This is a genomic window from Flavobacterium weaverense, from assembly GCF_003688495.1.
Lineage (GTDB): Bacteria > Bacteroidota > Bacteroidia > Flavobacteriales > Flavobacteriaceae > Flavobacterium > Flavobacterium weaverense.
The window spans coordinates 142,630-165,914 of sequence record NZ_REFH01000007.1 but is presented as its reverse complement, the minus strand read 5'-3'; the positions used below and the strand labels follow the sequence as shown (position 1 = coordinate 165,914).

The window sequence follows — 23,285 nt, the reverse complement described above, 5'->3', positions numbered from 1 at the left end:
TCCTTTATATTGATTCTTAATTAATTTATTTTGTACTAGGTATTTCTAACTTTAACGTGATAAATCACATTTGGTTTTGTTCCAACATGCTCTAATAAATGATACATTCTTTCATCAGCTGCTAATTTAGTAATTTCAGCTTCAGAATCATTTACATCACCAAATTTCATTGCTCCAGTAGAACAAGCATTTGAACATGCAGTTTGGAATTCACCATCAACTACAACTCTTCCTTCTCTTTTTGCTTTCAAAATTGTAGCTTGTGTCATTTGAATACACATAGAACATTTTTCCATTACACCACGAGAACGAACATTCACATCAGGATTTAAAACCATACGTCCTAAATCGTCATTCATATTATAATCAAATTCACTATTCTTGTTATACAAGAACCAGTTAAAACGACGCACTTTATAAGGACAGTTGTTAGCACAGTAACGAGTACCAACACATCTGTTGTAAGCCATTTGGTTTTGACCTTGACGACCATGAGAAGTCGCAGCTACAGGACAAACAGTTTCACAAGGAGCATGATTACAATGCTGACACATTACAGGCTGAAATGAAACCTGAGGATTATCACCTGCTTTCTCCATCTCGTTGAACGTAGATAACGAACTTGATAAACCTTCAATATTTTCTTTTCTTTCGTTATCACCAGCAAAAGTACTTTCAGAAGAGTAATATCTATCAATACGCAACCAGTGCATATCACGGCTTCTTCTAATTTCAGATTTACCAACAACTGGAACGTTATTTTCAGCGTGACAAGCTATTACACAAGCTCCGCATCCTGTACATGAATTCAAGTCAATCGAAAGATTAAAATGATGACCAGTACTACGATCAAATGAAGTCCATAAATCTACTTTAGTAGCTTCTACTTCTTTATGATCTAATGAAACCATAGGTTGTGGATTCCAAACCTTTGCATCTTTAGTATTGAAGATTTCCAAAGAAGTTTCTTTGATAATATCTCCTCTACCCATTAATGTTTTTTGCCCTTGAACAGAAGCGAACTCATGCTCTCCTCCAGCCTTAGCTAAAGTAATAGACTGTACATTATTGAAACCTTTATATAGAGAGTAAGCATTTAAACCTACCATCATTTCTTCTTTAAGAGCAGCCTTGCGACCGTAACCTAATGCTAATCCAACTGTACCAACAGCTTGACCTGGTTGAACAATTACTGGAACATTTTCTAATTTCAATCCGTCAGCCGTAGTAATAGTAGCATAACTTCCGTTAAGACCACCATTTGCAACGATTTCATTATGAAGTTCGTATTTCTTCGCATCTGCATTCGAAACAGTAACATAGTTATCCCATGAAACTCTTGTGATTGGATCTGGAAATTCTTGCAACCATGGATTGTTTGCTTGTTGACCATCTCCCATTCCAGTTTTAGTATACAATACTAATTCTAGACCTTGTGAAGCTTTTGATTGCGCTAGAGCATTTGCAGCAGCACTATAATCAGCTGAACCACCAGAAAGGCTTGAAGCAGCACCAACGTATATACCATCATGTAAAACTTTATTCCAAGATGAACCAGAGATCATTGAAGAAGCATTCGTTTTAATATAATCGTAAAACGTCCCAGAAACACCATTCAAAGACAATAAAATATCTTGAAATTGTTTTGTATTAAATAATGGACGAATTGTTGGTTGAGTAATTCCGTAAGTACCTTTTGTAATACTAACATCATTCCATGACTCTAAATAATGAGGAACTGCAGCTGCGATTGTACTAATCGAAGCCGTTTCATCTTCTTTAAGAGAAAAAGAAACTGTTGTTTTAACTTTTTTAATTCCTTCTACGAAAGAATTACTGTCTGCTAAAGTATATACAGGGTTAACGCCACTCATCATTAGTGTATGAACACTACCTGCTTTCATATCTGCAATTAACTGCATTACTTTAGCATTCGAACCTTTTCTAATTTGTCTAACGCCTGCTGTACTAAAAGACTCACTTGATAAATTTTGGTTAATAGCCAAAACTAATAATTGTGCGTTTTTATCTTGAATACCAGAAACCAATAGACCTTTAGATCCAGCTGCCTTTAATTGCTGAGCCGCTTTAGTAACCTCTGCTTTAAAAGCAGCATCTAAAGTTACGCCTACAGCTGAACCTGTTACAATATTATATATATGAACTAATGCTTGTTTTTGATTAGCAGTTGACATTGCCAAACGCTTATCAGCAGCAGCACCAGATAAAGTCATATTAGACTCTAATTGGAAGTGACGTGACATCATTCCTAATTTAGGACTTCTTCCTTTAGCATATCCAGCACCGTATCCACCACCTTGCCAATCACCAAGGAAATCAGCTCCAACAGATACGATAAGTGACGCTTTAGAAAAGTCATAATCAACTAACGCTCTTTCACCGTAAACTGATTCGAAAGCATCTAAAGCTTCAGATTCAGATACTGCATCGTAAATAACGTGTTTAGCATTTGAATTCTTAGATAAAAATTCAGCGACAAGCTTTTCAGTTGATGGACTAGCTAAAGTGTTAGTTAGAAGAACAACTTGGCCACCAGTCGCAGTAGCATCAGCTATACTAGTTTTAATTTTAGAATCTACAGCAGTCCAAGTTGAAGCTTTACCTTCTACTTTAGGCTCCTTCAAACGCATACTGTCATAAAGCGACAATATAGACGCATGGATTCTAGCATTAGCGCTAAACTTAGCTCCATCGATCGTATTATTATCAATTTTAATAGGACGACCTTCGCGTGTTTTCACTAAAAGATTAGCGAAATCAAATCCATCAAAAACTGAAGTTGCATAATAATCTGAAACTCCAGGAATGATTTGCTCTGGCTGAAGAACGTAAGGTATCGATTTGTTTACAGGACCCTCGCAAGCTGCAAGCGTTGCCGCCGCAGTACTAAAACCAACGTACTTTAAAAAATCACGACGTGATGTTGATGAAGATGATAATGCATCACCATTTCCTAAAAATTCATCAGTAGGAATTTCTTCAACAAATTCGTTATTTCTAAGCGCCTCAACAATAGAACTATTTTTGTCTAGTTCTTCAACACTTTTCCAGTATTTTTTGTTTGATGACATATATAAATATTAAAAACTTAATAATTTGATTAATAATGGCATTTACCACATTCTAAACCTCCCATTTGGGCAGCAGTCAATTTCTCAACACCGTATTTCTTAGAAAGTTCAGCATGAATTTTAGTGTAATATTCATTCCCTTCCATTTTAACGTCAGTCTTTCTGTGGCAATCAATACACCAACCCATAGTTAATGGAGCGAATTGTTTCTGAATTTCATACTCTTGAACTGGTCCGTGACAAGTCTGACATTCAATTCCAGCAACAGTTACGTGTTGAGAGTGATTGAAGTATACAAAATCAGGTAAGTTATGGATACGAACCCATTTAACAGGTTGTGTTTTTCCAGTATAACTTTGGCTTGCTGGATCCCAACCCACCGCTGTATATAGTTTCTGGATTTGCTCATCGTAAAAAGCTTTGCTGTACTCAGGTGTAGCAGTACTTTCAGCAACTTCACCAATGTTCTTATGACAGTTCATACAAACATTTAACGAAGGTATTCCAGCGTTCTTACTAACTCTAGCAGCAGAGTGGCAATATTTACAGTTAATCTCATTATCACCAGCGTGAATCCTGTGTGAGTAATGGATTGGCTGTATTGGAGCGTAATCTTGATCAACACCTATCTGCATTAAGAAACCGTACACGAAATATGCACTTGCTAACAACAAGAATATCGCAGTTACTAATACTAAAAATTGATTTCTTACGAATGCTTTCCAAATAGGAGTTGTAGCCGTTTTTGGCTCTACCTCTATTCCGTTTACTTTTGCTACTTTAGATAAAACTTTATTTACCAAGAATAACATAACAACTAAAACAACCATAACAAGTGCTAAAGCACCTAGAATAATGTTGTTTGAAATTCCACTATCAGAAACTGAAGTTCCAGGAACAGCAACAGTTCCAGCAGCTGCAGCAGGAGCTTCAACTTTAGGTTCTGATGTATATGCTAAGATATTATCAATATCTGAATCAGACAATTGTGGAAAAGCAGACATAACTGCTTTATTGTTTTCATTGTAAACCTTTACTGCTTGAGCATCTCCAGATTTAATTAATTCAGAACTATTTCTAATCCATTTGTACAGCCATGGAGTGTCATATTTGCCAGCCACACCTCTAAGTGCGGGTCCAGTAGCTTTAGCATCCATTTTGTGACATGCCGCACAATTTGCATTGAACAATTCTTTACCTTTTACAGCATCTCCACCACTTGTTGCAGCAGGAGCCGCAGCGTCATCAGCTACCGGAGCAGCGTCTTGAGCGAATGAATTTAAAGAAAAAATTAACGATAAGGCTAAGCCTATAAATAATTTCTTTGCGATCGAATTATGGTTACCCACCTTTTTCATATTATATAATGATTATCTAATAAAAATTGGCACAGTTTTTTCTAAGTGATTTATAAAAACTAGTCCTTTATTTTAAAACTTCGACAAAAATACGACTTAAGAACTATTCTCAAAACCTTAAAATAGTCTTAATTTCAATTTATATCAATTCTAAATAACAATTACAGTTTGGCATCAGCCATTAAATATTATTTTTGCACAAAAACAATCACATTATGAGAATTTTAGCCCGTACAAAAGCATTTTATATAACATTGACATTACTAGTTTGTAGCATTTATGCAAATGCGCAACGTGGAAACATTACTGTAAGACAAGACTCTAAATTCGAAAATTTGCTCAACGAAAAGAGAAAAAGCAACTTTTCAAATGTTGTAAATGAGAGATATCAAATTCAAATCTTTAGTGGCGACAGTGAAAAGGCGAAAAGTACTTTAAATGAATTTCGACAAGAATTTAGAGACACCGATGGAACCATCTTTTTTTTCACACCAAATTACAAAGTTTGGGTTGGAAATTACAAAACTCGTATTGAAGCAGAGCGAAATTTAATTGAAATTAGAAAGAGATATAACAACGTTCATTTGATAAAACCAACTAAATAGATTTTCACATTTTGTAGAAACAAGAAAGACCACTGTAACTAAGTGGTCTTTCTTGTTTTTATGAAGTTTGGCACAAAGGATTTTAAATAATAATGTAATTAAGTTTCGAAAATGATTTATTGTATGAAATGCGCAGTTCTTCGACAACTACGGAAATCATAAGCACTAAACCAAAACCATCATATCAATTACGTTACTTAATGATTAAAACTATGATAAAGCGCTAATCATTAAAGAAAAATTTTATGTTAGTGATAGTTATCAAAATTAACACAACAGATCCTAATTTGCCTCAGTGCATTATAGCATTCATCAGCAATATTTAATAAACAAATTCTACATGCTTGATTGTTTTAAGACACTAATAGTAATTCAAATTAAAAGGAGTTTGATTTTTATACGAATAGGTAGTTTTAATTAAACCTAAACCAATTTTTCTCATTCCACGAAATGAGATCAAACACTTTCAGTATTTTGATATTCAAATCAACTTTATTAAAGTGTTTTTTTCGCAATGAAGGAAATTCGAAATAATCAATCTGAGATCTCTACTAAACGTTTTTAAGCTCAATAAATAAGATTTCAAGAAAGACTGTCTTATCAAATTATTTCCATAAAATTCAACAACAATTACAAAACTTTGAATAAAATTTCAAACTAAGATTTTTACCAACGTCAATTACAAGGCATTTTTGTAACCCTAAATTTATTTTTGCTCAAAAATTGTAAATTACATCTATTAGTTCTTACTTTCGATGTTAACTTTAAGTCATAAGAATAAAAACCCTTATTCTAAAACACAAAAAATCCCGACGAATCGGGATTTTTTAATTTATTTATCTGAAATACTATTTCAATTTCTTTTTGATTGCTACCTCATGGTACGATTCAATAATATCTCTTTCTTCGATATCATTATATCCTTTCACTTGAACACCACAATCATATCCTTTAGCTACATCTTTTACATCATCCTTGAAACGTTTCAACGCTAACAACTCTCCTGTAAATACAACAACCCCTTCTCTAATGATACGCATTTTGGCATTTTTAACAATTTTACCATCCATAACCATACAACCAGCAATTGAACCAACTTTAGAAATTTTGAATATCTCTCTAATTTCTGCAGTACCCAGAATCTCTTCTTTCATTTCAGGTGCTAACATTCCTTCCATTGCATCTTTCAAGTCATCAATCGCCGCGTAGATAATAGAATAATAACGGATATCGATTTCTTCTTTATCAGCTAATTGTCTAGCATTTCCAGCAGGACGAACGTTAAATCCAATAATAATTGCATCAGATGCAGAAGCTAACATTACGTCAGTTTCTGTAATTGCACCAACACCCTTATGTATAATATTGATTTGAATTTCTTCAGTAGACAATTTAGAGAATGAATCAGATAATGCTTCAACTGACCCATCAACATCTCCTTTAAGGATAATGTTCAATTCTTTAAATTGACCTAACGCGATTCTACGTCCAATTTCATCTAAAGTAATGTGACGTTGTGTACGAACAGATTGCTCACGCATTAATTGAGAACGTTTAGATGCAATTTGTTTTGCTTCTTTTTCTTCTTCGAATACATTGAACTTGTCACCTGCAGTAGCTGCTCCATCAAGACCTAAAACTGATACTGGAGTTGAAGGACCTGCAACAGAAACTATATTTCCTCTTTCATCATGCATGGCTTTAATTTTACCATGATGTTTTCCAGCTAACATATAATCTCCTACTTTCAGTGTTCCGTTTTGAACTAAAATTGTAGAAACATATCCTTTTCCTTTATCTAAGAATGCTTCAACAACTGTTCCTTGTGCCGCTTTATTTGGATTAGATTTCAAATCAAGCAATTCTGCTTCTAGTAATACTTTCTCCAATAACTCTTTCACACCAGTTCCTACTTTTGCAGAAATATCATGTGATTGAATTTTACCACCCCAGTCTTCAACAAGTAAATTCATACCTGCTAATTTCTCTTTTATCTTCTCTACATTAGAGTTAGGCTTATCAATTTTATTGATTGCGAAAATAATAGGAACATTTGCAGCTTGTGCGTGGCTAATTGCTTCTTTCGTTTGCGGCATGATGTCATCATCAGCTGCAATTACAATAATAGCAATATCTGTAACTTGCGCTCCACGTGCACGCATCGCGGTAAACGCTTCGTGACCAGGAGTATCTAAAAATGCAATTTTTTGTCCGTTATCTAATGTTACTCCGTAGGCACCAATATGTTGTGTAATTCCTCCAGATTCACCTGCAATAACATTTTCCTTACGGATGTAATCCAGTAAAGATGTTTTACCGTGATCGACGTGACCCATCACAGTTACAATAGGAGCTCTAAAAACTAAGTCTTCCTCTCTATCTTCTACAACTTGTATTGCTTCTTCAATATCTACAGTAATAAACTCAACTTCGTAGCCAAACTCATCTGCTACAATAGTTAAAGTTTCTGCATCTAATCTTTGGTTCATGGTAACCATGATTCCAAGTGACATACACGTACCAATAACTTTAGTAATTGGCACATCCATCATGATGGCAATTTCACCTACTGTTACAAACTCAGTAACCTTAATGGTTTTACTTCCTTCGTCAATAGCTCTTTGCTCCTCATCAGATTTCTGACGGTGTGTATCCCTTTTATCTCTTCTATATTTAGCAGCTTTAGATTTTCCACCTTTACCTTGTAGTTTCTCTAAAGTCTCTCTAATTTGATTTTTAACTTCTTCTTCTGTCGGCTCAACTTTAGCAACAATTGCTGGTCGGTTTCCTTTAACAAATCCCGGTCTTGAACTTCTATTAGCGTTAAATCCACCACCACCTACATTAGGTGTAATCTTGTTAGGATTTGGCGCACCTGGAACTCCTGGTATTGCAGGCGGTCTTGGAGCACCTGGTTTAGGAGCAATCCTTTTACGCTTATTTTTATTTGCATTTGCAGCAGCAGCAGATCCCGGAGCTCCTGGTTTATTAGGAGTAATCTTAGGCTCTTCTTTTTTCTTTTTAGGTTTATTAAATTGAGATAAATCAATTATTTGACCTGTCAAAGTTGTACCAGACAACTTTTGATATTGTGTAGCAATAGTTTCATCCACTGGAGCTTCATCAGACTTAACAGCATCCGCTTTTGGCGCAGCTACAGTTTCAGCAGCAACTTCTTTCGGAGCTTCTACTTTAACTTCTTTAATTCCAGGAATCGATTTAACTACTTTTTTATCTGCAACAGCTTTTTCTTCTAAAGGCTTTTCCTGAATAGGCTTTTCAGCAACAACTTTTTCAGCCTTAGCTTCTGCAATTTCTGGTTTTACTTCAGCAACTTTAGCTACTGGAGTTTCAACTTTTTCAACTGCTTTCACCGGTGCAATGATTGAAGGCTTTTTAGGATTAAGATCAATTTTACCTACTTGAACTGGACCTGCAATAACCGCTCTCGCTTTTATCACTTCCTGTTGCTTAAGGCGATCTTCCTCAACTTTACGCTTGTCTTCAATTTCCTTTTCGCGCTCTAAACGCAAAGCTTCTTTCTCTTTTCTTTTTTCTTCTCCTACTTCTTTAGAAGCTTCTTTATTCCCCTTGTCACCAGCAAATTGACCGCACAAGACTTTGTATACATCATCAGAAATTTTTGTGTTTGGATTTGACTCAATAGCAATTCCCTTATCTTTTAGATAATCCACAGCTCTTTCCAAAGAAATATTCAATTCCCTTAAAACTTTGTTTATTCTAATAATTCTCTCTTCAGACATAAAACCTTTTTATTATTATCTTTTTTGTTATTCCTCGCTTTACTCCCGACTCGATACCTATCGAATAAGAATTCATTGTAAAGCGGCGTGTTTATCGTTGAAGAACTACTGACTAATTGTCAAATTCTTCTTTCAATATTCTCATTACATCTAGAATCGTTTCCTCTTCTAGGTCTGTTCTTCTCACTAAATCATCTACATCATGTTTCAAAATACTTTTTGCTGTATCTAAACCAATTTTTGCAAACTCTTCAATAACCCAGTCTTCAATTTCATCTGAAAACTCAGTTAATTCAACATCATCCTCATCGGCAGTTGCACCAGCAACATCACCTTCGCGAATAACATCTAATTCATAACCGGTTAATAAACCTGCTAATTTAATATTATGCCCACCACGACCAATAGCTTTCGAAACTTCTTCAAGCTTCAAGAAAACTTCTGCTCTTTTAGTTTCTTCATTAATTTTAATAGAAGAAACCTTTGCTGGACTTAATGCTCTAGTAATAAACAATTGAATATTACTAGTATAATTGATAACGTCAATATTTTCATTTCCTAATTCACGAACAATTCCGTGAATACGAGAACCTTTCATTCCCACACAAGCTCCTACTGGATCAATTCTATCATCATAAGAATCAACAGCTACTTTTGCTTTTTCACCAGGTATCCTTACAACTTTTTTAACCATAATTAAACCGTCAAAAACTTCTGGAATTTCTTGTTCAAACAATTTTTCTAAAAACTTCTCAGAAGTTCTAGACATAATAATTTGAGGTTTGTTTCCTTTCAATTCAACGCTTTCAATAATTCCTCTTACATTATCTCCTTTACGGAAAAAGTCAGATGGAATTTGTTTTTCTTTTGGCAATACAATTTCGTTACCTTCATCATCAACTAAAATAACAACTCTAGGTCTTACGTGATGCACTTCCGCTGTATAAATATCTCCAACTAAATCTTTAAACTGCTTGTAAAGATTTGTATTGTCATGCTCATGAATTTTAGAAATTAAATTTTGGCGTAAAGCTAAAATAGCTCTTCTACCTAAGTCAATTAATTTCACCTCTTCTGAAACTTCTTCTCCAATCTCAAAATCAGATTCGATTTTTCTAGCCTCTGTTAATGTAATTTCTTCGTTTTCAAAATCCAGATCCTCATCAGCAACGATTACTCTCCTTCTCCAAATTTCCATATCTCCCTTATCAGGATTTATAATAATATCGAAATTATCGTCTGATCCGTATTTTTTTTTCAATGCATTTCTAAATACATCTTCTAAAATTGCCATAAGCGTTACACGATCAATAAGTTTATCATCTTTAAACTCAGAGAATGAATCGATTAATGCTAAGTTTTCCATGCGAATTCTTTAATTAAAATGTTACTGTAACAATTGCTTCTTTAATATTTCCGTAAGGAAGTTTCAATTCTTTTTGAACTGTTTCTTTTCCTTTTCCAATTTTCTTAGGCTCTCTTGCTTCCCAAGACAAAACTACAAAATCATCATCAGCTTCCACTAATTCTGCTTCTATTGTTTCTGCTTCTGTCTTAACAATCAATGTTCTACCTATATTTTTCTTGTACTGTCTAACTAACTTCAGTGGCGACCCAACCCCTACTGACGCCACTTCTAAAGAGTAATCTTGTTCCTCACGGTCCAAGTGTGCGTCTATAAAACGACTCACATCAATACAATCCTGAAGCGCTACTCCATCATCCCCGTCTAGATTCACAATAACCTTGAAAGCATCAGTGATAATAAGGTCTATCAAAAAAATAGATGGCTTTTCTAAAAGGCATTCTATCAGCAACGTATTTACTTTTTCTTTAAATGTCATATTTTTTATAAAAAGAGGGGACATATTAGTCCCCTCATTATCTAGATTTTAATAAATAACGGTGCAAATATAGTGTTTTTTTTATAAACTAAAATAATCGATTGCTCTAAAAAAAAATCTTACCTTTAATAGATGATTTAAATAAGTATTTTCTTTAATAAATTAACACTTTTACTGTATGAAACGTATTTTAGTTCCAACCGATTTTTCCCAGTATGCAGAAAATGCACTTAGAACCGCAGCTCTTATTGCTCGAGAAAATGATTCCCAAATATATTTATTGCACTTAATAGAACTACCCAGCCACATAGACACTGGAATAAAAGCACAAAGCCTAATTCCTGAAGCAATGCTCTTCATTGATAAAGCAAATGAAACTCTACAAACCATAGCACAAAATTCATACTTAGAAGGCATTTCGGTTTTTATTGCTGTCCAAATTGAAACTGCGTTTGACGGGATTTTATCATATACCAAAAAAAATGAAATTGATTTGATTGTTATGGGTTCTAATGGCGCTTCAGGTTTAAAAGAAATATTAATTGGGTCGAATGCTGAAAAAATAGTTCGACTTTCAGACAAACCTGTTTTAATCGTTAAAGACGACATTGGAACTTCAACTTTTAAAAAAATAGTGTTTCCTACTGATTTTTCTAATGAAGCGCATGCACCATTTGAAAGCTTACTCAAATTTGCTTCTATTTTTAAATCTCAAATAGATCTAGTAGTAATTTCAACTCCTAACAGCTTTAAGACTACAATCGAATCTGAAATAAAAATGGAGGAATTCATTCAAAAGTATAACTTTAAAAACTACACTTTAAATATCTTTAATGACAGCACGATTGAAAATGGTATTACAAATTTTGCAACTAAAATGGAAGCTGACTTAATCGCAATCTGCACTCACGGAAGAACAGGAATAGCTCATTTTATAAATGGAAGCGTAACCCAAGATTTAGTAAATCATAATCCAAGACCCGTTATCACATTTAAAATATAAAACGAATCATCAAAAAAATAAAATGCATAAAAAAACCCCTCATAAATGAGGGGTTTTCTGTTGGTCTACTAGGACTCGAACCTAGAAAGACTGCACCAAAAACAGTTGTGTTACCATTACACCATAGACCAGCATTGCTGCTAAGCGAGTGCAAATTTAGAATAAATTTTAGTTTGCGCAAACTTTTTAAGCCTTTTTGTCAAAAAAAAATCAAATTAATTTTAAAGTCAAAATTAAAGATCAGCAAAGACATTCACTATCAATACTTTAATAATATATAGTACTTTTCGAGAAATTTTTGTTAATGACTACATCTATAAACAAAAAAAGATTTTCTTTGCAACTTACATTTAAATTTAATTTTTGACATGGATAAAGCAAGTTTCAATTTCAATAAATGGAATACAATCATTGGTTGGCTTACATTTGGGATAGCATTATTAACCTATACTTTAACCGTTGAACCTACCATGAGCTTTTGGGATTGTGGAGAATACATTGCCACCGCTGCTAAATTAGAGGTTGGACACCCTCCTGGAGCTCCGTTATACCAAATGATAGGTGCTTTTTTCGCGATGTTCGCGACGGATGACACAAAAATTGCTTTGATGGTAAATATGATGTCTGTATTTTCAAGTGCATTCACCATTTTATTTTTGTTTTGGTCTTCTTCGATAATTTTAAGAAAATTAGTTATTCGATTTAAAACTGCAGATGTTGAAAATAATTTAGACACACAAATTAATAAAAGTAATGAAATTGTAATATTAGGAAGTTCCTTTGTAGGAGCTTTAGCGTACACGTTCTCTGATAGTTTTTGGTTTAATGCTGTTGAAGCCGAAGTTTATGCCATGGCCTCTTTATTTATTGCGTTACTGTTTTGGCTCGGTTTACGCTGGGAGCAAGATATGAACAAACCTAGAGGAAATAGATGGTTGTTAATCATATCGCTTGTCATTGGACTTTCTTTTGGAGTGCACTTTATGGCATTATTGACGATTCCTGCAATAGGATTTTTATATTTCTTTAAACATTATAAAGTAGTTACAATAAAGAGTTTCGTCATTGCGAATATTGTTGTGGTTGGAGTTTTACTGTTCATCTTTAAATTATTATTACCTCTTACTATGGGATTCTTTGGTCAAACCGAAGTATTTATGGTAAATAGCTTAGGACTACCATTTGACTCTGGGACAATACTTGTGACCGCTTTACTAATTGCATTATTTTACTTTGGATTAAAGTACACTAAGAGTAAAGGCTTAGTAACTTACAACACCTTAATTCTTTGTATTCTTTTTATTTTGGTTGGATTTTCTACATGGATTATGTTGCCTGTTCGTGCAAATGCAAATACGGTAATTAATGAAAACAAACCTTCGGATGCGCGTGAAGTATTAGCTTATTATAATAGAGAGCAATACGGTGTAAATCCTTTGTTTTACGGACCACAATACACTGAGAACTTTGCTGGATTAGACAAAAACAATCCGTACCACGACAAAGCTCCCAATTATGAAAGAGATTATAAAACTGGAAAATATGTTATTGTAAATAACTTCAAAAACGCTTCTCAAAACACGGACGACAATCAGAAAACGATTTTGCCAAGGATGTGGAGTGACGGACATATCGAAAACTATATGAATTTCACAAATCCACCAGCGTTCAGACTTAATCCTAATTATCCATACGAAGATGATTTAGCGAAATACGGTATTGATCCAAGTGAATTAACAGAGGAAGATTACAACAAAGCTATTGCGCAACTTAAGCAAGAAACAGAGAAAACAATCAATGAGTTTAGACAAGCGTACGCTCAAAAACAAATTGATAACGAAGGCTATGTAAAATTTCTTAAAAGTTACGGCGATTATTTAATTGTCGAAAAACCTACTACAGCAGATAATCTTGGCTTTATGGTTGAGTACCAATTTGGCTATATGTATTGGAGGTATTTAATGTGGAATTTCGTTGGTCGTCAAAATGATGTTCAAGGCCGATATGATTACTTAGACGGAAACTGGTTAAGTGGAATATCTTTTATAGACAGTTTACATTTAGGAAGTCAAGACAATTTGCCTGCAGATGTGTTAAACAATAAAGGAAGAAACGTTTATTTCTTTTTACCATTTATTCTCGGCTTAATCGGTTTAATGTATCACGCCAATAAAGATTTAAAAAGCTTCTATGTGTTGCTAGCACTGTTTCTCTTCACAGGTATTGCATTAAAAATATATCTGAATGAAAGACCTTTCGAACCAAGGGAAAGAGATTATGCACTAGTTGGTTCCTTTTATGTCTTTGCCATCTGGATTGGTTTTGGCGTCTATGCGATATACGAAAGTGTTCAAAAGTATTTAGCTCCAAAAATAGCAGGACCTATCATTATTGCAGCCAGTTTACTTGCAGCTCCTGTACTTATGGCGTCACAAAACTGGGATGACCATGATCGTTCTGGTAAGTACACAGCTTTGTCAATGGCAAAAGCATACCTTACTTCTTGTGATCCAAATGCTATTTTATTTACCATAGGTGATAATGACACATTCCCACTTTGGTACGCACAAGAAATTGAAGGAATACGAACTGACGTTAAAATTGTAAATACAAGTTTATTTATGACTGACTGGTATATCGATCAGATGAAAACCAAAACGTACGAATCAGATCCATTACCTATTTCTTTCACTCACGATCAATATGTAGGTGATAATTTAGATTATGTCGCTCATATTCCAAAAGTTGAAAGCAGATGGGATATTAAAGATTTTATGGATTTCATTAAAAATCCAAAATCAACAGTAGGAATGCAAAATGGTCAAACGATTCATTTCTATCCGACTAATAAAATTAGAATTCCAGTTGACAAGGATATTATCATTAAGAATAAAGTGGTTTCTCCTAAATACAACGACTCTATCGTTCCTTACATCGATGTAGATATTAAGGGAGGTGCATTGTATAAAAATAGATTAATGATGCTTGATATCGTAGCTAACAACAACTGGAAGCGACCTATCTATTTCAGTGGAGGTGCTTTTGACAATGAAGACTATATCTGGATGAAAGACTATCTTCAGTTAGAAGGTATGGTTTATAAATTAGTACCGGTAAAAACTGCAATACCTAAAGAAGGTGGACCACTTGAAATGGGACAAATTGATAGTGACAAGATGTACGACAAAGTGATGAAATGGGATTGGGGAAATAGCGATAGTGCAAAAATATACCACGATCCTGAAACTAGAAGAAATAGTATTACCTATCGATCAAATCTATCTAGATTAATGAATCAATTGATTGCTGAAGGCAAGAAAGAAAAAGCTAAAAATATAATCGAATTAGCAATGGCTAAAATGCCAGTCGACTATTTTGGCTATTATTCATTAGTAGAACCTTTTGCTGCTGGATATTACAAAATTGATGAGAAAGTAAAAGCTCAACAATTATTAGAAAAACTTATTGGTAAATACCAAGACAATCTGAACTATTACGGAAAGCTTAAAGCTTCTGAGCAAAGCAGTATTGCAACGCCTATAATTATTGATCTCGAGCGTTATAGAAGCTTACTGCAAGTGATGAAAGAAAATGACGATACAGCTTTCTACAACAAGCATAAAATTACTTTTAATACGTATATCAAAATGTTTGAGCGTTTTGAGCGTGACGAAGAATAATTTTCGAAAAAAAATAGTAATTAATTAATACTAAAATGAGTTGAGTGAATTATTTATTGCAAAATAAATTTTTCGCTTAACTCATTTTAATTTATAGTAAAATTCCTCTTCAATTTCCTGATTATGAAGCTCTACTGGGTAAAAACAAATTGGCTCATTAAAAAATTATTCCGCAATTATAAATGGGATGTTTCCAATAATGAAAAAAAAGTATACCTGACTTTTGACGACGGACCTATTCCAGAAGCAACATCTTGGGTTTTAGAAGAATTACTAAAATATAATGCAAAGGCGACATTTTTCTGCATAGGTGATAATATTCAAAAGCATCCAGAATTATTTCAAAAAATCAAGAAAGCAGGACATTCAGTGGGAAATCACACTTACAATCATTTGAATGGATGGAACACTCCAACGAAAACGTATTTAGAGAATATAAAAAGATGTGAAGATGAAATTTATCCAAAAGACAGCATTTCATTGCTTAAAAAGCTATTTCGCCCTCCTTACGGAAAAATAAAATTATCGCAATCAAGAGCATTGCGAAGTTTAGGATACGAAATAGTAATGTGGGATGTTCTTAGTGCCGACTTTGACACTGAAATAACGAACGAAAAATGTCTAGATAATGTACTATCTAACATTAAACCTGGAAGTATTGTTGTTTTTCACGACAGCATCAAAGGATTTAAAAATCTTGAATATGCATTACCAAAAACACTAGAATATTTAAAAGCAAATGATTTTACTTGCGAAGTTTTATAAAATAAAATTTATAATTGTTCTTGAACAATTCCAATCAATGTATTAGCATCTAATTCACCTGATTGTCTCCAAATCATCTCTCCTGCTTTATAAATCATTAAGGTTGGCAAACCTTTGATTCGCAGAGCCTCTGCTAATTCTTGATTTTTATCAACATCAATTTTTATAACTTTAGCTTTATCTCCAAGAGCAGCTGCTACATCTCTAATGACAGGATGCATAGAAACTGAGGGTTCGTTCCACTCTGTGTAAAAGTCAATTAACACTGGTAATTGAGTATTTATAAGTTCTCCAAATTTTGACATAAAACTAAGAATTTAATTTTTAAAAAAATACACTAAACAGAGCTATTTATTTTACAAATGTAGCATTTTTAACTTATTAAGCTACTTTATCACCCTTTTTTAGTTCGATTACTGTGATTTCTGGCATAATACCAACTCTCCCTGGATAAGCATGAAAACCAAAACCTCTGTTTACATATACATATCTTCCCATATTCTCATAAAGTCCAGCCCACTGCTTGTACACGTATTGTGCTAAACTCCATTTAAAATATCCTGGGATTTCAATCCCAAATTGCATTCCGTGCGTATGTCCAGATAGCGTTAATTGATAATGCTTTTCATCGTTTTGTACAACGTGCTCCCAGTGAGACGGGTCGTGACTCATCAATACTTTGAAATCCTCTTTTTTTAATTGGCCTGCAGCCTTATTTAAATCACCAGCTTGTTTGAAATTATGTCCCCAGTTCTCTACTCCTACTAAGGCAATTTTATCATCGCCCTTCTGAATAAAAGTATGTTCGTTAAGCAATAAATTAAAACCTATTTCTCCATACAAACTTTTAATAGCATTAAAATTATTGTCCTTATCTTTCTCTGATGGCCAAGTAACATATTCACCGTAATCATGGTTTCCTAAGACGGAATACTTACCATATTCATGTTTTTTAATTTTGTTAAATGTCTCAATCCAGGGATGCATTTCGTTAGCGTGCGTATTAACAATATCTCCTGTAAACAAAATCATGTCAGAATTTTGTTCGTTTACTAAATCAATTGCATAATTAATTTTTTCGGCATTGTCAAAACTTCCACTATGAACATCTGAAATATGAGTAATTGTAAAACCATCAAAACCCGCAGGTAAATCTGGAAAGAAAATGCGCTGCTTAATTACTTTGTAGTTGTATTTACCAACAGTTATTCCATATATCAAAGATAAAAAAGGAACTGCAGCTATTCCTAAACCTACTTGACTAACAAACTTTCTTCTTGAGTTTAAAAATTCAGCGCCTTTATCATAATTAGCAAAATAGTTGACGGCTCCAGCACCTAATCTAAATATATCTTCTCCTATTAAAACTAAGGTTAAAATTAATTTTGGAACATAAACGATTAATAACAACGCCATAGTAAACATTGTTTTATGAGTTTGACCAACGCTTCTATCAAATTGCATTAATGAATAAGCGATATAAACCAAAAACAGCAAACTAAGACCTTCAATTATAAAAAGTACAGGTCTGGATTTTATAAGCGTCTTTAAAACCTGAAAAGCATAAAGCTCAACAATGAAAAGAATTAAAAAAAGAAATATAAAGCGAAAGATCATTGTAAATAAATTTTCGACAAAATAACAAATTAAGAAAATACTATCCCTTTTTATTAATCTAAATTTAACTAATGGTAACCTTTTATATAAACCTTCCTACAGTTTGAAATCAAAATCTTTGGCTTAAAGCCATTTAGAGAGCAAAATATCAAAACAACTAAGAGTTGAAGGTTAAACAAACTTTTAAAAGTAAAACTACGATCACGTTATTTTGTTGAAAGCTATAATTTAGAATAAAACAAATTTGCACTAAAGGATTTTTCATAAATAAAGCAACCGCCCTATTCTTTATCTCAGCAATTTTGTACTTTTGAAATTCATACAAAATAATACTCATGTCACAGCAAAAACGCTTATTCTTACTTGATGCTTACGCCTTAATTTTTAGAGGATATTATGCTTTTATAAAAAATCCACGTATTAATTCTAAAGGAATGGACACCTCGGCCATTATGGGATTTATGAATTCATTAATGGACGTTATTAAAAGAGAAAAGCCAGACCATTTAGCAGTTGCGTTTGATAAAGGAGGAAGCCAACTTAGAAATGAAATATTCCCTGAGTACAAAGCGCATCGAGACGCTACTCCCGAAGCAATAAAAATTGCCATTCCATACATACAGGATTTATTGAAGGCAATGCATATTCCTATCATTGAAGTTGCTGGATTTGAAGCAGATGATTTAATAGGAACTATAGCAAAACAAGCTGAAAAGGAAAATTATAAAGTCTTTATGGTAACGCCTGATAAAGATTTTGCTCAATTAGTATCTGAAAATATATTCATGTACAAACCGGCTCGAATGGGTAACGGAATAGAAATATGGGGTGTTCCTGAAGTTTTAGCAAAATTTGAAATTGAAAGACCAGATCAGGTAATTGATTTCCTTGGAATGATGGGCGACGCAGCAGATAACATTCCAGGCCTTCCAGGTGTGGGCGAAGTCACCGCTAAAAAATTCTTGAAAGAATTTGACACCATGGAAAATCTTTTAGCAAATACAGATAAGCTAAAAGGAAAAATGAAAGAGAATATTGAAGCGAATAAAGAAAAAGGAATATTATCAAAAACTTTAGCGACGATCATTATTGACTGTCCTGTTGTTTTTAATGAAAATGATTACGAATTATCAACTCCTGATATCGAAAAGACTGACGCGTTATTCAACGAATTAGAATTTAGACAAATGCAAGCGCAGTTCGACAAAATTTTTAATGCTCCCGTTACAGAAGTAGTAAAAAGTGATGACACCACTGATCCTAGATTGTATAAAAAAAATCCAGTAAAAAATGTAGAGCAATTTGACATGTTTGCAACAGCTACAGACGATGAAAATACTACAGAAACGAGAACTTCATTTTATGACACTTTAGAAAATACAACGCATTCTTACCAAATAATTCAAGGAGATTTAGGAATTAAATTATTACTCAAGAATTTACAAAATCAAACATCAGTTTGTTTTGATACAGAAACTACTGGTTTAAACGCGTTGCATGCTGAATTAGTTGGAATTTCATTCTCTTGGGAGAAAGGAAAAGCATTTTACATTCCTTTTCCAGAAAATCAAGAAGAAGCTCAAGTTTTAGCAGATAAATTCAAACCGTTTTTTGAAAATGAAAGTATTGAAAAAATAGGGCAGAATATAAAATATGATTTGAAAGTGCTAACAAAATATGGCATTCAAATTAAAGGAAAATTATTTGATACAATGATTGCGCATTACTTAATCAATCCCGATATGCGACATAATATGGATATTTTAAGTGAAACTTATTTAAAATATGCACCAAAATCAATCGAAGATTTAATTGGAAAAAAAGGGAAAAATCAAAAATCGATGCGAGAAGTAGCATTGGAGGAAGTAAAAGAATACGCTGCTGAAGATGCTGATGTAACTTTGCAACTTTCAACTGTTTTTAGTCCAATTTTAGATAAAGCCGAAACCAAAAAGCTATTTGACGAAATCGAAATTCCGCTGATTCCCGTTTTGGCAGCAATGGAATTAGAGGGAATTAATCTTGATGTTCCATTTCTAGCAGCAATGTCTGATGAGATGGCTAAAGAAAGTAACGCACTTGAACAAAAAATATATGAAACTGCTGGCGAAACATTCAACTTGGCTTCGCCAAAACAATTAGGCGATGTTCTTTTTGACAAAATGAAGATTGGTGGAACAAAGCAAAAGAAAACCAAAACGGGTCAATATGCGACTGGCGAAGAAGTGTTAAGTTTTCTAGCAAACGATAATGAAATCGTTCGTGATATTCTAGAATGGCGCCAAATGGTAAAACTGCAAAGTACGTATATTGACGCTTTACCTAATCAAGTCGATGAAATAACGGGTCGCGTGCACACAGATTACATGCAAACAGTTGCGGCTACAGGTCGTTTAAGCTCTACTAATCCTAACTTACAAAATATTCCTATTCGAACAGAAAAAGGACGTTTAATCAGAAAAGCCTTTATTGCAAGAGACAAAAACTACACTATACTTTCAGCCGATTATTCTCAAATTGAATTGCGCATCATTGCGGCTTTGTCCGGAGAAGAAAATATGATTCTAGCCTTTAAAAATAATGAAGACATTCATAAAAGTACGGCTGCAAAAGTTTTTAATGTTCCACTAGAAGAAGTTAGTAAAGAGCAAAGAAGTAATGCTAAAACAGTAAACTTCGGTATTATATATGGTGTTTCTGCTTTTGGGCTTTCTAATCAAACTTCGCTTTCGCGAAAGGAAAGTGCTGATTTGATCGAAGCTTATTATGCAACTTATCCAAAGTTAAAATCGTACATGGCAGAACAAGTTGATTTTGCCAGAGAGAATGGTTATGTGCAAACAGTTTTAGGAAGGCGTCGTTATTTAAAAGACATCAATTCAGCTAATATGATGGTGAAAAGTGGCGCTGAACGAAATGCTGTAAATGCACCTATTCAAGGAAGTGCCGCTGATATTATCAAAATTGCAATGATTAATATTCACAAAAAGTTAAGTGAAGAGAATTGGAAATCAAAAATGCTTTTACAAGTACATGATGAATTGGTGTTTGACGTTCACAACTCTGAATTAGAAAAAATTCAACCGATGATCAAATTCGAAATGGAAAATGCATTTAAACTAGATGTTCCTTTAGACGTCGAAATTGGTATGGGAAAAAACTGGCTGGAAGCGCATTAAAACCGTGGTCAGTCTTCAGTAGATAGTGTTCAGAAAGTCATTACTATGAATGACGCATTCTCAATCATTGTTAGTGTGATTGCTACGTTCCTCGCAATAACCATAATTCAAAAAAAATCCATTCGCCGCGGCGAATGGATTTTTGCTTTTTATAATTTTCTTGTAGATTCTCTTTCTTTCAATTTAGTTTTGATGACCTTCGTTTCATAAGGAAGATGTTCCTCTTTTGATTCTAATCTTTCAATTAGCAATTTGGCTGCGACTTCGCCTATTTCTATTCCGTGTTGGCTTACCGTGGTTAATCTTGGCGAAAGCCTTCTTGAAGCTAATATACCATCAGCAAAACCTATTACTGATAAGTCTTCTGGGATTTTATATCCTTTCTTTAAACCGATTTTCAATGCAGCCACAGAATCAGTTTCTTCTAAAGCAAAAATTCCATCAACAGTATTTTTATCCAAAATAACTTCAATTTTGTCATTTAAATCTTCTTCAGAATCAGTTAGAAGAATAATATCAGTATTAACTGCGATATTATTAATTTCCAGAGCTTTCAAATATCCTGCAGCTCTTAATTTACCAACACTCAAATTGTCAATAGAAGACAATAAGGCAATATTTTTACAACCAAGATTTATTAAATGTTGCGTCGAATTTAAAGCGGAGTCAAAATCATCCACAATTACTTTGTCACAATCAACACCTTCAGCAATTCTATCAAACATTACTATGGGAGTACCGTCATTTATGATAGTTGAAAAATGTTCGTATTCATGCTTCTTTTGTGCTTCTTCAGAAACCGATACTATAAATCCATCAATTGTTCCATTGCTCAGCATTTCTAGTGTATGAGTTTCTTTCTTTAGAGATTCATTCGAAATACACATAATTACATTGTATCCCTTTTCATCAGCTACCTTTTCAATGCCACTAAAAACTTTAGCAAAAAATGAATTTAAAATGTTAGGAATAATTACACCAATTGTTTTAGTTTTTCTATTTTTAAGATTAAGACCAATTACGTTTGGCTTGTAGTTTTTAAGCTTCGCGTATTCCTTGATTTTCACTTTGGTCGACTCACTAATTTCTGGACTGTCATTAAGCGCTTTTGAGACTGTAGAAACAGACACGTTAAGTTCTTTTGCAATCTGTTTTAATGTAGCTTTGGCTTTCATAAAGAAAAATTTATTATAATTGATATGTTGTAAGGCGGCACAAGATAGAGATAATTAGAATAATAGTGCCATTACTGACAAAAATAGCTTTTAAAATATCGAATTTGTCACATAAAATTGTGAAAAATTCAAGAAAACAAAAAAAACAAAGATTAATTGCGAGCACCACTGAACAGAAATGAAAATCATAATTTTGATTACAGAAACAAAATTTAAATATACATTTGATAATCAGCACTAAAACAAGTTAAAAATAATCTTTTAAGCTATTTGCATTTAAAATAATTAATTGTACTTTTGCAACCCCTTTATGGGGATGGAATGTTTAATTAAAATAATATTATGGACGCATTAAGCTACAAGACACAATCAGCAAGCAAAGCCACTGTTACAAAAGAGTGGATCGTTGTTGATGCTGATGGGCATAACTTAGGACGTATGGCTTCAAAGATCGCAATGATCCTTAGAGGTAAATACAAAGCAAGTTATACACCACATGTTGACTGTGGAGATAACGTAATTGTTATCAACTCAGAAAAAATCAACCTTACAGGAAACAAAATGGACGAGAAGACTTACATTCGTCACACAGGTTATCCAGGAGGACAAAGAACTTTAACTGCTAAAGTATTGCAATCAAAAAACCCTGCATTACTAGTAGAAAGAGCGGTAAAAGGAATGTTACCTAAAAACAAATTAGGAGCTGAACTTTTCAGAAATTTAAATGTTGTTGTAGGTTCTGAGCACAAACAAGGTGCACAAAAACCGAGAACAGTTAACCTTAACGATCTTAAGTAATGGGAGTTATTCACAAAATCGGTAGAAGAAAAACCGCTGTTGCACGTGTTTATGTTTCGGAAGGAACAGGAGTAATCACTGTAAATAAAAAAGCATTCGAAACTTATTTCCCAACTGCAACTTTACAGTACAAAGTATTACAACCAATGTCTATGACAGAAAATGTAACTAACTTTGACGTTAAAGTAAACGTTTACGGAGGTGGTTCAACTGGTCAAGCAGAAGCTGTAAGAATGGCATTAGCACGTGTTATGTGTGAAGTGAACGCTGAAAACAGAGCTGTATTGAAACCACAAGGTTTATTAACAAGAGATCCAAGAATGGTTGAACGTAAGAAATTCGGTCAGAAGAAAGCTCGTAAGAGATTCCAATTCTCTAAACGTTAATATTACCCGTGTTGTTCAA

Annotated in this window: 15 protein-coding genes and 1 tRNA gene; 7 read left to right on the top strand and 9 right to left on the bottom strand. The window is 33.6% G+C overall.

What is annotated here, in order from left to right; genetic code table 11:
* Positions 1-35: 35 nt before the first annotated feature.
* The gene (locus BC961_RS00750; protein WP_121923953.1) at positions 36-3,092 is read right to left on the bottom strand and encodes a TAT-variant-translocated molybdopterin oxidoreductase; all 3,057 of its coding nucleotides are present in this window, start codon (positions 3,090-3,092) and stop codon (positions 36-38) included.
* A gap of 29 nt (positions 3,093-3,121) precedes the next feature.
* A complete protein-coding gene (locus BC961_RS00745; RefSeq protein ID WP_121923952.1) occupies positions 3,122-4,450 on the bottom strand; it encodes a c-type cytochrome in 1,329 nt (442 codons plus the stop codon).
* A gap of 215 nt (positions 4,451-4,665) precedes the next feature.
* On the opposite strand from BC961_RS00745, the gene BC961_RS00740 reads away from it, so the two are divergent.
* Complete coding sequence (locus BC961_RS00740; protein ID WP_121923951.1) at positions 4,666-5,055, top strand: SPOR domain-containing protein; 390 nt, start codon at positions 4,666-4,668, stop codon at positions 5,053-5,055.
* Positions 5,056-5,903: 848 nt separating this feature from the next.
* Here the strand turns inward: BC961_RS00740 and infB are convergent.
* The 3 genes from infB to rimP all read right to left on the bottom strand — a co-directional run bounded on the left by infB (position 5,904) and on the right by rimP (position 10,663).
* Complete coding sequence (infB, locus tag BC961_RS00735) at positions 5,904-8,819, bottom strand: translation initiation factor IF-2 (protein WP_121923950.1); 2,916 nt, start codon at positions 8,817-8,819, stop codon at positions 5,904-5,906.
* 112 nt (positions 8,820-8,931) lie between these two features.
* Positions 8,932-10,185, bottom strand: coding sequence for a transcription termination factor NusA (gene nusA / locus BC961_RS00730; protein ID WP_121923949.1), 1,254 nt, complete (start codon positions 10,183-10,185; stop codon positions 8,932-8,934).
* Positions 10,186-10,198: 13 nt separating this feature from the next.
* On the bottom strand, positions 10,199-10,663 hold the full coding sequence (gene rimP / locus BC961_RS00725; protein ID WP_121923948.1) for a ribosome assembly cofactor RimP: 465 nt from the start codon (positions 10,661-10,663) through the stop codon (positions 10,199-10,201).
* 178 nt (positions 10,664-10,841) lie between these two features.
* Here rimP and BC961_RS00720 point away from each other — a divergent pair, with 178 nt between their 5' ends.
* Positions 10,842-11,666: a universal stress protein gene (locus tag BC961_RS00720; protein WP_121923947.1), complete on the top strand. Its 825-nt coding sequence runs from the start codon at positions 10,842-10,844 to the stop codon at positions 11,664-11,666.
* A gap of 60 nt (positions 11,667-11,726) precedes the next feature.
* On the opposite strand, the gene BC961_RS00715 is transcribed toward BC961_RS00720, so the two are convergent.
* A tRNA-Gln gene (locus BC961_RS00715) sits at positions 11,727-11,797 on the bottom strand.
* A 237-nt stretch (positions 11,798-12,034) separates the two neighbouring features.
* Between BC961_RS00715 and BC961_RS00710 the strand changes: the two genes are divergently transcribed.
* A complete protein-coding gene (locus BC961_RS00710; RefSeq protein WP_121923946.1) occupies positions 12,035-15,346 on the top strand; it encodes a DUF2723 domain-containing protein in 3,312 nt (1,103 codons plus the stop codon).
* A gap of 123 nt (positions 15,347-15,469) precedes the next feature.
* The gene (locus tag BC961_RS00705; protein WP_121923945.1) at positions 15,470-16,111 is read left to right on the top strand and encodes a polysaccharide deacetylase family protein; all 642 of its coding nucleotides are present in this window, start codon (positions 15,470-15,472) and stop codon (positions 16,109-16,111) included.
* A gap of 8 nt (positions 16,112-16,119) precedes the next feature.
* Here BC961_RS00705 and BC961_RS00700 read toward each other — a convergent pair whose 3' ends face one another.
* The gene (locus tag BC961_RS00700) at positions 16,120-16,416 is read right to left on the bottom strand and encodes a thioredoxin family protein (protein WP_121923944.1); all 297 of its coding nucleotides are present in this window, start codon (positions 16,414-16,416) and stop codon (positions 16,120-16,122) included.
* Between the two features lie 76 nt (positions 16,417-16,492).
* On the bottom strand, positions 16,493-17,728 hold the full coding sequence (locus BC961_RS00695) for a metallophosphoesterase (RefSeq protein WP_121923943.1): 1,236 nt from the start codon (positions 17,726-17,728) through the stop codon (positions 16,493-16,495).
* A gap of 335 nt (positions 17,729-18,063) precedes the next feature.
* Here BC961_RS00695 and polA point away from each other — a divergent pair, with 335 nt between their 5' ends.
* Entirely contained in the window at positions 18,064-20,907 is a 2,844-nt protein-coding gene (polA, locus tag BC961_RS00685; RefSeq protein ID WP_121923941.1) for a DNA polymerase I, read from the top strand.
* A 149-nt stretch (positions 20,908-21,056) separates the two neighbouring features.
* Here the strand turns inward: polA and BC961_RS00680 are convergent, their stop codons facing one another.
* On the bottom strand, positions 21,057-22,082 hold the full coding sequence (locus tag BC961_RS00680; RefSeq protein WP_121923940.1) for a LacI family DNA-binding transcriptional regulator: 1,026 nt from the start codon (positions 22,080-22,082) through the stop codon (positions 21,057-21,059).
* Positions 22,083-22,424: 342 nt separating this feature from the next.
* Between BC961_RS00680 and rplM the strand changes: the two genes are divergently transcribed.
* Together rplM and rpsI are read left to right on the top strand one after the other, a co-directional pair.
* Positions 22,425-22,880 (top strand): 50S ribosomal protein L13, encoded by a 456-nt coding sequence (gene rplM, locus BC961_RS00675; protein WP_121923939.1) that lies wholly within the window; start codon positions 22,425-22,427, stop codon positions 22,878-22,880.
* The gene (rpsI, locus tag BC961_RS00670) at positions 22,880-23,266 is read left to right on the top strand and encodes a 30S ribosomal protein S9 (RefSeq protein ID WP_072987959.1); all 387 of its coding nucleotides are present in this window, start codon (positions 22,880-22,882) and stop codon (positions 23,264-23,266) included. Before rplM ends, rpsI begins: the two co-directional genes overlap by 1 nt.
* Positions 23,267-23,285: the final 19 nt, after the last annotated feature.